The following is a 13,906-nucleotide window of genomic DNA, read 5'->3' as shown; positions in this document are numbered from 1 at the left end:
CCCCCCCGCCCCCCACGGCACAGATGGCAAAAATACAACACATCTTTGCGAAAGGCGGTCCTCGGGCCGCCTTTTTCATATCCTGACACCCGAAACAAAATTTGGCCGAAGTCTCGCGCCCTGCTATGAGCCGAGGGCGCTTGGCTGGTCTCACATCGATTGGAAGGCGCGAACAAGCTAACGATTGGACGGCGAGAGACACATGCATTTGAGATCGGTTCTGAGCGGCACGCTGGCGCTGCTGCTCCTATCAGGCGTAACCGCTTCGGCGAGCGGTACAGGGCAATCAGCCGAGACCGGCTTTTCCTTCCATCTGCCGACACTCGAGTTGCCCAGCCTTTTCGGCGAGAAGAAAAAGCAAGATCAGGTCCAGCTCGCCCAGTCGAGCGGCGCCGGCGTGACCGGGCTCGAGGACCAAATGCGGCAGCTGACCGGCAAGGTCGAGGAACTCAATTTCCAGATCCTGCAGATGCAGGAGCAGATCCGCAAACAGCAGGAAGACAACGAGTTCCGCTTCCAGCAGCTTGAAGGCGGCTCGCAAGGTGGACAACCGCCGGCGCAGAAGAAATCAGATGCCACCACCGGGACCAACACCGACGTGGCCTCGGCCCCGGCAACCCAGGCGCCGGCCGATGCCGGCGCCGCGCCCGGCGGCGATCAATCCACAGGCGGCAAGACGGTCGAGGACGTCATCGTCGAATCACCCGACGGTGACCCCGGCAAGGTGATCCCCGGCAAGGGAGCGCCCGAAAAGACCTTTGGGTCCATCACTGTCGACAAGAACGGCAATGTGATCGATGCCGGCGGCAGCACGCAGGCAACCGCGCCGGCACAGGACACGGCACCAGCCGCCAGCGCGCCGGCCAAAGCCGGCAAGTCCGGCGGCACGGTGGTCGCCGCGCTGCCCGCGACCAACAATCCCGAAGAGCTTTATCGCAACTCCTACCAGTTCATCCTGTCGGGTGACTACGGCACCGCCGAACAGGGTTTCCGCGATCATATCTCGCGCTTCCCCAAGGACGCGAAGGCGGCGGACGCGCATTACTGGCTGGGGGAATCGCTGCTTGGCCAGCAGAAATACCGCGATGCGGCGGAAGTGTTCCTCGCCGCCAGCAAGGATTATCCCAAAGCCAAGAAGGCGCCCGACATGCTGTTGAAGCTGGGCGTGTCGCTGGTCGGTCTCAAGCAGCACGATGTTGCCTGCGCCACCTTCAGCGAGGTCGGCAAGCGCTATCCCGATATTTCCAGCACACTCAAGGAACGCGTCAAGCAGGAGAAGGCCCTGGCTGCGTGCTGATTTTTTCTGGGGGTCTCGCAGTCCCAAAACCGGGACCGCTTTTTGGCGACATGGATTGATGCTCGATACCGGGCCTGATCTTTCGACCGGACTCTTTTCGCATATCGATTTTTCCAACGGCGCCGTAGCGGCCGTATCCGGGGGCAGCGACTCGACTGCGCTCCTTCTCCTTCTCAAACAGCATCTCGACAAAACCGCACCGTCCGCGAAGCTGCTCGCGGTCACAATCGACCACGGCTTGCGGCAAGGTTCGGCCGATGAGGCGCGGACCGTGGCGAAGCTTTGCGCGGATCGCGGCATGGCGCACCGCATTCTGGCCTGGTCCGGCGCCAAGCCGTCGACCGGCCTGCCGGCGGCGGCGCGCGAGGCGCGCTACCGGCTGCTGGCCAGCGCCGCCCGGGCGGAAGGCATCGGCCTGATCGTGACCGGACATACAGCGGACGACCAGGCCGAGACGGTGCTGATGCGGCGCGATCGCAACGATGCGACCCGCGACGAGGGACGGGGCCTCGCCGGCATGGCGCCCGCCACCCTGCATGACTGGCGCGACTGGATCGTGCGACCGCTTCTTGGCGTGCGGCGCCATGCGCTGCGCGATTTCCTGCGGCGCCAACAGGTCGGCTGGGCCGAGGACCCGACCAATGCCGATGAAGCCTTCGAGCGGCCGCGCATGCGCGCAGCCCTTGCCGGGGAGGCCGGCGCGCAGCGCATGAACGACGCGCTGGCGTTGGCCGCGCGGCAGGCCGGCGACCGGACGCGGCTTGGCGGTGAGGCCGCCCGTCTGATCGAGCGCTTTGCCAGCCAGCCGGCGGCGGGCCTCATCCGGCTCGATCCGGCCCTGCTCGGCGCCGGCGCCGATCGGGCGGCGATATACGCACTGCGCGTTCTCCTGGCGACGTCAGGCGGGATTGCCTTCCTGCCGGACCAAGCCCGCGGCGAGGCGTTGTTCGCCCGGCTGAAAGCCGGATTTCTTTGCGCCACATTGTCGCGGACAGTGGTCGACTTCCGGCGCGCCGGCATCTTCCTGCGTCGGGAGATGCGCGATTTGCCGGCGGCGGCGGCAACGATCGACGGCGCCATCTGGGATGGGCGCCGCCAAATCACATTGAACGACGCCGGCGGCGCATTGTTGATCGCGCCATTCGGGACAATGGCGGCGAAGCGGCTGGCTGTAGGCCGGGACGAAACCCCGCCAAGCCTGCTGCGTGCGGCATTGGCGGCGGAACCAGGCTGGCTGCAAGCCGTCGAGAAGGTGGGTCCGGAGCCTGATAGGCCGACATCGCAAGGGTTCGCGGCCTCGCCGGTCGTTGCTCCCTTTGCCCGCTTCCTGCCGTCCTTCGACCTGGCCCCGGCGCGGGCCGTCGCCGGGTTGATCGGCGCGGCGCCGCTTCCCGCCCTGCCATTGCGTGGCCCTAGTGCCGGTTGATGCTGGGCGAAAGCTTAACCCAGACATGCTGTTCTGCTTGGCAAGGGGGTACGCTCTCCCTATGTTAGGCCCAAGTTTCCTCTCATGATGCTGTCCGCTCGCGGACGCCAACGGGACAATTGATGAATCCGAACTATCGCAACCTCGCGCTCTGGGCGATCATAGCGGTCCTGCTCATCGCCCTCTTCAATCTGTTCCAGACGCCGCAGACGCGCGGGGCTTCGAGCGATGTGCCTTATTCGCAGTTCCTGCAGGACGTCGCGGCCGGCCGGGTCAAGACGGTGACCATCGCGGGCGCCCGCATCACCGGCAACTACACCGACAATTCCAGCGGCTTCCAGACCTATTCGCCCGGCGATCCCCAGCTGGTCTCGCGGCTGCAGGACAAGAACGTCACGATCAATGCGCGGCCCGAGACCGACGGCTCCAATTCGCTGTTCGGCTATCTGATCTCGTGGCTGCCGATGATCCTGATCCTCGGCGTGTGGATATTCTTCATGCGCCAGATGCAGTCCGGCTCCGGGCGCGCCATGGGCTTCGGCAAGTCGAAGGCCAAGCTGCTTACCGAGGCGCATGGCCGCGTCACCTTCCAGGATGTCGCCGGCGTCGACGAGGCCAAGGAAGACCTCGAAGAGATCGTCGAATTCCTGCGCGATCCGCAGAAGTTCCAGCGCCTCGGCGGCAAGATTCCGCGCGGCGTGCTGCTGGTCGGCCCTCCCGGCACCGGCAAGACGCTGCTTGCCCGTTCGGTCGCCGGTGAAGCCAACGTGCCGTTCTTTACCATTTCGGGTTCGGATTTCGTTGAGATGTTCGTCGGCGTCGGCGCGTCCCGTGTCCGCGACATGTTCGACCAGGCCAAGAAGAATGCGCCCTGCATCATCTTCATCGACGAAATCGACGCCGTTGGCCGCCATCGCGGTGCCGGCCTCGGCGGTGGCAATGACGAGCGCGAGCAGACGCTGAACCAACTGCTCGTCGAGATGGACGGCTTCGAGTCCAACGAAAGCATCATCCTGATCGCCGCCACCAACCGGCCCGACGTGCTCGATCCGGCGTTGCTGCGTCCAGGCCGTTTCGACCGCCAGGTGGTGGTGCCGAACCCAGACATCGTCGGCCGCGAGAAGATCCTCAAGGTGCATGTGCGTAACGTGCCGCTGGCGCCCAATGTCGACCTCAAGGTCGTCGCCCGTGGTACGCCCGGCTTCTCCGGCGCCGACCTGATGAACCTGGTCAACGAATCCGCGCTGATGGCGGCGCGGCGCAACAAGCGCCTCGTCACCATGGCCGAGTTCGAGGACGCCAAGGACAAGATCATGATGGGCGCCGAGCGCCGCTCGTCGGCCATGACCCAGGCAGAGAAGGAACTGACCGCCTATCACGAGGCCGGACACGCCATCCTGGCGCTCAACGTGCCGTCGGCCGATCCGCTGCACAAGGCGACCATCATCCCGCGCGGCCGCGCGCTTGGCATGGTCATGCAGTTGCCGGAAGGCGACCGCTATTCCATGAGCTACAAATACATGGTCTCGCGCCTCGCCATCATGATGGGCGGCCGCGTTGCCGAGGAGTTCAAGTTCGGCAAGGAGAACATCACGTCCGGTGCTTCCTCCGACATCGAGCAGGCGACCAAGCTGGCGCGCGCCATGGTCACGCGCTGGGGCTTCTCCGACAAGCTCGGCCATGTCGCCTATGGCGACAACCAGGAGGAAGTGTTCCTCGGCCATTCGGTGGCGCGCACGCAGAACATCTCGGAAGAGACCGCGCAGATCATCGACGGCGAAGTGCGCCGCCTGATCGACGAGGCCTATTCGACGGCGAAGTCGGTGCTGACCAAGAAGAAGAAGGAATGGATCGCGCTGGCGCAGGGCCTGCTCGAATACGAGACGCTGTCGGGCGAGGAGATCAAGCAGCTGATCGCGGGCAACAAGCCCTCGCGCGACCTCGGCGACGACACGCCGCCGAGCCGTGGCTCGGCCGTGCCGAAGTCCGGCGGCCGCCGCAAGAAGGGTCCCGAGCCCGAAGGCGGCATGGAGCCACAGCCGTCAAGCTAGACCAGAGCGGTTCACCGTTTCACGGAACGCAGAACCGCTCTGTTCTTTGACGCTATCCCCGACGCGCTTTAAGTCTTTGCTTCTAAGTATGTCGTCGCCCCCAAACCACCTTTGGGCGACATCGCATCAGGAGGCTGGCCGGACGTACATTTGGAACGTCAACCTCGGGCTAGCCCGAGGTCCAGATGTCGCCCGACAGCAGATCCTCGGGACAGCCTGAGGATAACGGCCACGTCTGCGGGAAAAACGGTGAACCGCTTTCCGCCGTTATCGCTTTTTATGATTCAGCTTTCAGCCGCGCATTGCACAGGCTGTAATAACCACCGCCCTTCTGGATCCAGCGAAGGCCGTTCAACGTACCTGCCTCCTTGTTGCCATGGTAACCCTGCAGGCAGGTCTTCATCCGTGCCTTCGCGGGCTTTTCGGTCTCGAACTCGGCGGCGAGGGTGGTCGGGAATGTTACGCCCGCTGGCGCTACGGTGGGGGCAAGTGCCGCGCTGGTTTCCTTTTTCGGCTGCGGTGCGGTTTCGACCTTATCCGCGCTGACACTCTCCGCAGCCGACGTCGCGCATTTCTCCTTGCGGAAAGCGGCCCAGTCCATGCCATTCAGAGTGCCGCTCTCCTTGGCTGTCCGATAGGTCTCGCCACATTCCTTCATCGTCAATGCGCTTGCAGGGGCGACGCCGCAAGCAACCAATGCCGTCACAGCCAATACCGCCAATTTTAAACTGGGCATAAGATCCTCCTGGTTGATGACAAGTTCAGACGTCTTTTGTATACTGTTTGTTCCTGATATGTTCAATCAGAATTTTCATGAGTTACCAATCAGCCTCGCGGCGAGAGTGTAAGCGAATTGATGATGCAGGCAGCTTCCGCGATATGCAGACGCGAGCAAGACCCTGGCGTCTTCGTGCGCAACAAAAGGCCCGCGAAGCAGATGCATCGCGGGCCTTTGCCTGGCCTTGCCAGATTTCATCTAATTCAATTCACCGTCATGCCCCATCGATCCCGGGGGGGGGGATGCTATGCGCGGCTCAGCCCTTCAGCTTGGCATTGCAGAGGCTGTAGAAGCCGCCGCCCTTCTGGATCCACTTCAGACCGCCGAGTGCGTTGGCGTCCTTGAGGACATAGTACTGGTCAAGGCAGGTATGCATGCGGCCTTTTCCGGGGGTCTCGCTGGCATATTTCGCCGAGATCGCGGACGGGAAGGTGACGCCCTTGGGGGCAACCGTCGTCGGCTTTGCGGGTTCCTTGGTGTAGCTCGCCTCGCTTGGAGCGGGCACGCTGTCGTCATCCGAGGCACTGGCGCCGCATTCGGCCTTGCGGAAGTCGTTCCACTTCATGCCCTTCAGCGTGTTCGCCGTCTTGGCAGCCTGGTACTTGGTGCTGCATTCGGCCATGCTCAGGCCCTTGCCGGAAGCTGCGGCCGTCGTGGTCGCAGCCTTGGTGGTCGCCGGCTTGACGGTGTCGGCGGCGGCGGATGCGCCAGCGGCGCATTCGGCCTTGCGGAAGTCGTTCCACTTCATGCCGTTCAATGTGCCGGCGGCCTTGGCCGCCTGGTACTTGGTGCTGCATTCCTTGGCGGTCAGGCCCTTGGCCGTGCTGTCGCTGGCCGCTGCGGCGGCCTTGGTGGTCTTGGCCGGTTTGGCTTCGGCCGGCTTGCTTTCAGCAGCCTTGGTCGTGGCCGCCTTGGTGTCGGTGGTGGCGGCGGCGTCGGTGCCGCACTGTGCCTTGCGGAACTGGTTCCAGGTCGCCCCGGCAAGTGTCCCAGCGTCCTTGGCGGCGTTGTACTTCGTGCTGCACTCGGCCATCGTCAGCGCGTTGGCTGGCGCGGCCAGGAACAACGTCGCGACCGCAAGGCCGGTCAGAGTAGCAATTCGGTGGATGAGCATAGCGTTTCTCCGTGGCTGCAGCCCATTATACGTCCCAGCGAATCAATAACGCTCAACGGTCGGTTGCGCCAGATGCCAAGCGGCTTATATATCGCCGAAATCGCTTTCTAACGACAAGGTGATGAAATCATTCGGCCTGACTGCCGCCGAGGCAAGAATTCTCGGGATGTATCCGCGCCGAATGGCTGGCAAAACTGGTATATGTGACGCCACAGCGTCTCCGTGCTAGGCTGCGGCCATGTTGTGTGCAACGCACAACAATGATTTTCTAAGGATTGGTAACATATAATCACACAATGTGATCGAGGCACGACGGCCAATTGTGGCATGACGTGCCGGCTAAGGACAACCAAGGAAACTGACTGGCATGGCAGGGAATTACTTCGGCACGGACGGCATTCGCGGGCGCGCCAACAAGTTTCCGATGACCGCGGAAATCGCCATGCGGGTCGGCATGGCCGCCGGCCTTTCGTTCCAGCGCGGCAGCCATCGCCATCGTGTCGTGCTCGGCAAGGACACCCGGCTGTCCGGCTATATGATCGAAAACGCGATGGTGGCCGGCCTTTGCGCCGCCGGCATGGACGTGTTTCTGCTCGGCCCGATCCCGACCCCGGCGGTTGCCATGCTGGTGCGCTCGCTGCGCGCCGACATTGGCGTCATGATCTCGGCCTCTCACAATCCCTACTACGACAACGGCATCAAGCTGTTCGGCCCAGACGGCTACAAGCTGTCCGACGAGATCGAAGAGCGCATCGAGAGCATGCTCGACAAGGATATCGAACTGGCGCTCGCCGATTCCGACGGGCTTGGCCGCGCCAAGCGCGTCGACGGCGTGCATGACCGTTACATCGAATTCGCCAAGCGCACCTTGCCGCGCTCGATGTCGCTTTCGGGTCTGCGGATCGTCGTCGACTGTGCCAATGGCGCGGCCTACAAGGTGGCGCCCGAGGCGCTGTGGGAACTGGGCGCCGAAGTCGTGGCCATCAATGTCGAACCCAATGGCTTCAACATCAACAAGGAATGCGGCTCGACCCATCCCGCCGATCTGCAGAAAAAGGTGCACGAAGTGCGCGCCGACATCGGCATCGCGCTTGATGGCGATGCGGACCGGGTCGTCATCGTCGACGAGAACGGCGCCATCGTCGACGGCGACCAGATCATGGCGCTGATTGCCGAGTCCTGGCACCAGAGCGGGCGGCTGGCTGGCGGTGGCGTCGTTTCGACGGTCATGTCCAATCTCGGCCTCGAGCGCTTTCTCGGCGACATGAAGCTGCAATTGCATCGCACCAAGGTCGGTGACCGCTATGTCGTGGAGCATATGCGCGCGCATGGGCTCAATGTCGGTGGTGAGCAGTCGGGCCACATCGTGCTGTCCGACTTCTCGACCACCGGCGACGGGCTGGTCTCGGCACTGCAGGTGCTGGCCTGCATCAAGCGGCAAGGCCGCCCGGTCAGCGAACTGTCGAAGAAGTTCGAGCCGGTGCCGCAACTGCTGAAGAACGTTCGCATCGCCGGCGGAAAACCGTTGGAGGAAGCCCCGGTCAAGGCCGCGATCGAGGACGCCCGCCATCGTCTCGGCAAGGCCGGGCGGCTGGTCATCCGTCCATCCGGCACCGAGCCGCTGATCCGTGTGATGGCCGAGGGCGACGATCCGCAACTGGTCGAGGCCGTCGTCAACGACATCGTCGGGGTCATCTCGGAAACCCGCAGCAGCGCCGCCTGATCCCCGCCAGCCTCGAAGGCGTCACGCCGCCGCCTTCATTGCATCGAAGCCCGCCCCTCCGGCGGGCTTTTTTGTTGGCAAAGGATCGGTCTCTTTCTGTCGAAATCCTTGCCAGATCTCCGGGATTCTGGAGATTCGTGGTTAATCGACAGGGTTAAACGCCTTTTAACTTTTGCAATTCATTATCCACGCCTGAAAGCCAATCTTATTCGGACGCGATCGCCGTTCCGAGGTTTCTAGGGGTGACAAGCATGTTCAATACAGCAAGAAAGGCCCTGTTCGCGCTGCTGTTCGCGGGCTTGGCCTGGCCGGTGTTCGCAGCTGACCTGCCCGAGCCGCAAGTCGAAGAAGCGCCGCCGCCGGTCTATGAGCAACCGGTCGATGTCGGCGGCTGGTATATCCGTGGCGACCTCGACTATCACAAGTCGAAGGTCGGTGACATCGACTACATCACCTACGGCGCCGCGCCTTGCCCGTGCGGGCCTCCTGTCGGGGTCGCCGGGAGCAAGTCCTTCGACTATGGCAAGCTCAAGGGCGGCTTCTCGCTTGGCGGCGGCGTCGGCTACAAGATCAATGAACACTTCCGCACCGACCTGACCGCCGACTACTGGTTCAAGTCGAACTTCAACGGCGGCACCTCGGATCTCACCACGGTCTCGGTCGAGTCGTCGAAGATGAGCGCCTTGCTGCTTCTGGCAAATGCCTATGTCGATATCGGCACCTGGCACGGCATCACGCCCTATGTCGGCGCCGGTATCGGCGGAGCGCGCGTCAAATGGGATACTGTCTACGACCCGACCCCGGGCGCAACCGAGTCCAACCCCGGAACATCCAGCTGGCGCTTCGCGTACGCGGTAATGGCCGGCGCCTCCTACTGCTTGACCGACAAAGTCATCCTCGATGCTGGTTACCGTTTCTCCCATATTCAAGGCGGTCGCATGTTCGAGTATGGTCCAGCCGGCGCCACGCCGGGCGCCGGGCCGGGCTTCGATCACGGCTTCAACACCCACGAGGTGCGCGGCGGTCTGCGTTACCAGTTCGGCGGCAACAACGGTTGCGCCGCGCCGGTGGTGGCCTATCAGCCGGAGCCCGAGCCGATCTACACCAAGTAATCGCTTCGAAGTTTCCAGGAATTCGTCGACCGCCCGGCATCAGCCGGGCGGTTTTCGTTTGAGATGAGCCGAGGTCAGCCCGTTCGAAATCAATTCGCTAACCCTCTGTTAGCCTTAACCGGCACTTAACCACTATGGTTAACAATGGCTCATGAAACGTTGGCCGCCGTTGCTTGTTTGACGGCGCCGAATTCGGGAGCCGGGGACCATGATACCAATATCGCGTATGGCGCTGGCGCTTGCCGCACTGCTGTTGCCGCTGGCGCCTGCAATCGCCGCCGACTACGATCCGCCGATCTATGTCGACCAGGCGCCGGATTATGTGCCGGTCGAGGTCGGCTCCGGCTGGTACCTGCGCGGCGATGTTTCCTACCTGGCGCAGAAGAGTTTCAAGAATGGGGACTTCACCTTCCCGTCGGCGATCAACAACGAAAACTTTAGCGAGAGCGAAGATGCAATTTTTGCGAGCGTCGGCTTCGGATATCATTTCAACGATTACCTCCGCGCCGATCTCAACTTCGGCTATTTGCCGGGTAACAAGGCAAGCTTCGGCTATGACGATACTGCTGCCGCACCGGCTGGAACGTCGATCGTGGGATCGGGAAACCTGAAGAACTATGCGTTCTCAGGCATACTCAATGGCTATGTTGACCTTGGCACCTATGTTGGAATCACACCGTATGTCGGTGCGGGTGTCGGCGTCGTCGTGAGCAAACGCAGCCTCTCCGCCAGCTATGCCGACGAGGCCACCCCCGCCAACGATTTCACGCTTGATGACAGCAAGACGCAGTATTCCCTCGCCTATACGTTGAATGCCGGTCTTGCGTATCAAGTGTCCAAGAATGTTTCCGTAGATCTCGGCTATCAGTATTTTTCCGCGCCTAGCGTCGAATACGCGACCGCCGCGAGCCTGACTTCCTTTCCGGTCGAGAAAGGGATCAGCAATCACCAGATCAAGCTCGGGCTGCGCTACGATCTCTGGTAGACTGGGCACACCAGCTCTTGACGGCGGATCTCTCGGGTCCGCCGTTTGCATTTGAAGTCACGCGATCCTGATCGCGGCGCTTTCCTGTTTGATGCATGTCGTAGCCCCAAAACCGCCGCGCACTTTTGGGCGACATGCATCCGGTATCCCGGCAGCGACAAAAACTTTCCTCTTGACGCCCGAAGCCTGAACGCATATCGCCGTCCGTGGGCCACCCCTCCCCAACGAGGGGCCACTATCTGGAAGGATAGACCACGATGACGACGCTTACGAAGCCCGGACTCCGTCCGGCAAATCCCAATTTTTCCTCTGGTCCCTGCGCAAAACGTCCCGGCTGGTCGGTCGAGGCGCTGAAAGCTGCCGCGCTCGGCCGTTCCCACCGCGCCAAGATCGGCAAGACCAAGCTCGAACAGGCGATCGCGCTGACCCGCGAAATCCTCCAGGTTCCTGCCGATTACCGCATCGGCATCGTGCCGGCTTCCGACACAGGTGCCGTCGAGATGGCGCTGTGGTCTCTTCTCGGCGAGCGCGGCGTCGACATGGTCGCCTGGGAAAGCTTCGGCTCCGGCTGGGTCACCGACGTGGTCAAGCAGCTGAAACTCGCCGATATCAGAAAGATCGAGGCCGGTTATGGCGCGCTGCCTGATCTGACCAAGATCGATTTCGATCGCGACGTGGTCTTCACTTGGAACGGCACGACCTCGGGCGTGCGCGTGCCGGACGGTGACTTCATTCCCGCCGATCGCAAGGGCCTGACCATTTGCGACGCTACTTCAGCGGCCTTCGCGCAAAGGCTCGACTTCGAGAAGCTCGATGTCGTGACCTTCTCCTGGCAGAAGGTGCTGGGCGGCGAGGGTGCGCATGGCATGCTGATCCTGTCGCCGCGTGCCGTAGCGCGGCTGGAGAGCTACAAGCCTTCATGGCCGCTGCCGAAAATCTTCCGCCTGACCTCGGGCGGCAAGCTGATCGAGGGCATTTTCAAGGGCGAAACCATCAACACGCCGTCGATGCTTTGCGTCGAGGATTATCTCGACGCGTCGAACTGGGCTAAGTCGGTCGGCGGCCTCGATGCGCTGATTGCCAGGGCGGATGCCAATGCCGCCGTGCTCGATCGGTTCGTGGAAAGATCATCCTGGCTCGGCCATCTTGCGGTGGCCCCGGCGACACGCTCGAACACGTCGGTCTGTCTGTCCTTCACCGACCCCGATATCGCGGCGCTCGACGCTGATGGACAGGCGGCGTTTGCCAAGGGCCTGGTCTCGACGCTCGACAAGGAAGGCGTCGCCTACGACATCGGTTCTTATCGCGATGCCCCGCCGGGATTGCGCATCTGGTGCGGCGCAACCGTCGAGACCTCCGATCTCGAAGCGCTGCTGCCTTGGCTCGACTGGGCCTTTGCCAGCCAGAAGGCGTCGCTCAAAGCGGCCGCCTGAGAGTTTCCGTGGCGGCCCGAGGGCCGTCCGTTCCCGGATCAATTTCATTTTCAAGGAGGCCGCCATGGCGCCCCGCGTTCTCGTCTCTGACAAACTCTCTCCCACCGCCGTGCAGATATTCAAGGATCGCGGCGTCGAGGTCGACTATCTGCCCGACCTCGGCAAGGACAAGGAAAAGCTGCTCGAAGTGATCGGCAAGTATGACGGTCTCGCCATCCGTTCGGCGACCAAGGTCACCGAGAAGCTGATCAACGCGGCCACCAATCTCAAGGTCGTCGGTCGCGCCGGCATCGGCGTCGACAATGTCGATATCCCGGCGGCAAGCCGCAAGGGTATCATCGTGATGAACACGCCCTTCGGCAATTCGATCACGACGGCCGAACACGCCGTGGCGATGATCTTCGCGCTCGCCCGCCAGATCCCGGAAGCCAACGCTTCGACCCATGCCGGCAAATGGGAGAAGAACCGCTTCATGGGCGTCGAGATCACCGGCAAGACGCTGGGCGTCATCGGCTGCGGCAATATCGGTTCGATCGTCGCCACACGCGGCGTCGGGCTGAAGATGCACGTCGTCGCCTTTGATCCGTTCCTGTCGGACAAGCGCGCCGAGGAGCTCGGCGTCGACAAGGTGGAACTGGACGAACTCTTCGCCCGCGCCGACTTCATCACGCTGCACACGCCGTTGACCGACAAGACCCGCAACATCATCGATGCGGCGGCGATCGCCAAGATGAAGAGTGGCGTGCGCATCATCAACTGCGCGCGTGGCGGGCTGGTGGTCGAGGCCGACCTGGTCGCGGCGTTGAAGAGCGGCAAGGTGGCAGGCGCCGGCATCGATGTGTTCGAGGTCGAACCGGCGGAGCAGAATGCGCTGTTCGGCATGGAGAACGTGGTGGCGACACCACACCTTGGCGCCTCGACGGCGGAAGCGCAGGAGAATGTCGCGCTGCAGGTCGCCGAGCAGATGGCCGACTACCTGATCAAGGGCGCGGTCTCCAACGCCATCAACATGCCCTCGATCACGGCGGAAGAGGCGCCGCGGCTGAAGCCGTTCGTCAAGCTCGCCGAAGTGTTGGGCGCCTTTGTCGGCCAGGTCACCGAGGATCCGATCAGCGAGGTCGAGATCCTGTTCGACGGCTCGACCGCGACGATGAACACGCGGGCGCTGATCAGTGCCGCCCTGGCCGGACTGATTCGGCCGCAGGTCGCCGACGTCAACATGGTGTCGGCGCCGATCATGGTGAAGGAGCGCGGCATCATCGTCGCCGAAGTCAAGCGCGACAAATCGGGCGTCTTCGACGGTTACATCAAGCTGACCGTCAAGACCGAGCACATGACGCGCTCGATCGCCGGTACCTGCTTTTCGGACGGCAAGCCGCGCTTCATTCAGATCAAGGGCATCAATCTCGACGCCGAGGTCGGCCAGCACATGCTGTATACGACCAATGCCGATGCGCCCGGCATTATCGGCCTGCTCGGCACTGTCTGCGGCGAGAACGGCGTCAACATCGCCAACTTCCAGCTTGGCCGCAACCGGCCGGGGGGCGACGCTATCGCACTGCTCTATCTCGACGCCCCGTTCCCCGAGAAGGTGCTGGAGCAGGTGCGCGGCCACAAGTCGATCGATTCGGCAAAGCGGCTGCGGTTCGATGTGGGCGGGATCTAGCTCCCCCACGCCCTCTGAGGTGACAAGCCATACATCAGACGCCCCGTTTGCCGGCATGCATGCGGGGCGTCTCCACGACCGCTGGAGCCGCCCGAGGGCTTGCGTCGTTGCGGGCGCCGCCGCAGGCGTCGCGCCAACGGCGTCCTTGCGTCAAGCTGCTGCAAGATATCCTTTTTAGCCGTCAGTACATTAGCGGATGTAGATAAGCATAAGGTCTGGCCCAATCTAACGATTTTGTGATCTGCTTGACGATCCCGGTTTCTTTCCGCACGCTGCGGTCAATTGATGGATGCGATCTAAACTTAACTGAGTTGGTCATGA

At 62.6% G+C, this 13,906-nt stretch carries 10 protein-coding genes; 8 read left to right on the top strand and 2 right to left on the bottom strand.

Going from position 1 to position 13,906, the window contains the following annotated elements:
• Positions 1 to 202 precede the first annotated feature (202 nt).
• From ybgF to ftsH, 3 genes are all read left to right on the top strand, one after another.
• A complete protein-coding gene (gene ybgF / locus LB554_RS22850; RefSeq protein ID WP_140616641.1) occupies positions 203 to 1,297 on the top strand; it encodes a tol-pal system protein YbgF in 1,095 nt (364 codons plus the stop codon).
• 58 nt (positions 1,298 to 1,355) lie between these two features.
• Positions 1,356 to 2,723: a tRNA lysidine(34) synthetase TilS gene (gene tilS / locus LB554_RS22845; RefSeq protein WP_224587060.1), complete on the top strand. Its 1,368-nt coding sequence runs from the start codon at positions 1,356 to 1,358 to the stop codon at positions 2,721 to 2,723.
• A 122-nt stretch (positions 2,724 to 2,845) separates the two neighbouring features.
• Complete coding sequence (gene ftsH, locus LB554_RS22840) at positions 2,846 to 4,774, top strand: ATP-dependent zinc metalloprotease FtsH (protein ID WP_015315275.1); 1,929 nt, start codon at positions 2,846 to 2,848, stop codon at positions 4,772 to 4,774.
• Positions 4,775 to 5,051: 277 nt separating this feature from the next.
• Here ftsH and LB554_RS22835 read toward each other — a convergent pair whose 3' ends face one another.
• Together LB554_RS22835 and LB554_RS22830 are read right to left on the bottom strand one after the other, a co-directional pair.
• Entirely contained in the window at positions 5,052 to 5,510 is a 459-nt protein-coding gene (locus LB554_RS22835; protein ID WP_015315276.1) for a hypothetical protein, read from the bottom strand.
• 298 nt (positions 5,511 to 5,808) lie between these two features.
• Complete coding sequence (locus LB554_RS22830; RefSeq protein ID WP_224587058.1) at positions 5,809 to 6,666, bottom strand: hypothetical protein; 858 nt, start codon at positions 6,664 to 6,666, stop codon at positions 5,809 to 5,811.
• A 367-nt stretch (positions 6,667 to 7,033) separates the two neighbouring features.
• On the opposite strand from LB554_RS22830, the gene glmM reads away from it, so the two are divergent.
• The 5 genes from glmM (at position 7,034) to serA (ending at position 13,585) form a co-directional block, all read left to right on the top strand.
• Positions 7,034 to 8,389 (top strand): phosphoglucosamine mutase, encoded by a 1,356-nt coding sequence (glmM, locus tag LB554_RS22825; RefSeq protein ID WP_015315278.1) that lies wholly within the window; start codon positions 7,034 to 7,036, stop codon positions 8,387 to 8,389.
• A gap of 251 nt (positions 8,390 to 8,640) precedes the next feature.
• Positions 8,641 to 9,501, top strand: a complete 861-nt coding sequence (locus LB554_RS22820) for an outer membrane protein (RefSeq protein ID WP_015315279.1) — start codon at positions 8,641 to 8,643, stop codon at positions 9,499 to 9,501.
• Positions 9,502 to 9,709: 208 nt separating this feature from the next.
• Positions 9,710 to 10,486 (top strand): outer membrane protein, encoded by a 777-nt coding sequence (locus LB554_RS22815; RefSeq protein ID WP_224587057.1) that lies wholly within the window; start codon positions 9,710 to 9,712, stop codon positions 10,484 to 10,486.
• A gap of 257 nt (positions 10,487 to 10,743) precedes the next feature.
• Positions 10,744 to 11,919 (top strand): phosphoserine transaminase, encoded by a 1,176-nt coding sequence (locus tag LB554_RS22810; protein WP_224587056.1) that lies wholly within the window; start codon positions 10,744 to 10,746, stop codon positions 11,917 to 11,919.
• 64 nt (positions 11,920 to 11,983) lie between these two features.
• Positions 11,984 to 13,585, top strand: a complete 1,602-nt coding sequence (gene serA / locus LB554_RS22805) for a phosphoglycerate dehydrogenase (protein WP_224587055.1) — start codon at positions 11,984 to 11,986, stop codon at positions 13,583 to 13,585.
• Positions 13,586 to 13,906 lie beyond the last annotated feature (321 nt).

This window comes from Mesorhizobium sp. CO1-1-11 (assembly GCF_020164995.1).
Classification (GTDB): Bacteria; Pseudomonadota; Alphaproteobacteria; order Rhizobiales; family Rhizobiaceae; genus Mesorhizobium; species Mesorhizobium australicum.
Note: the sequence above shows the minus strand (reverse complement) of the source record. Positions and strands in the feature narration are given on the sequence as shown.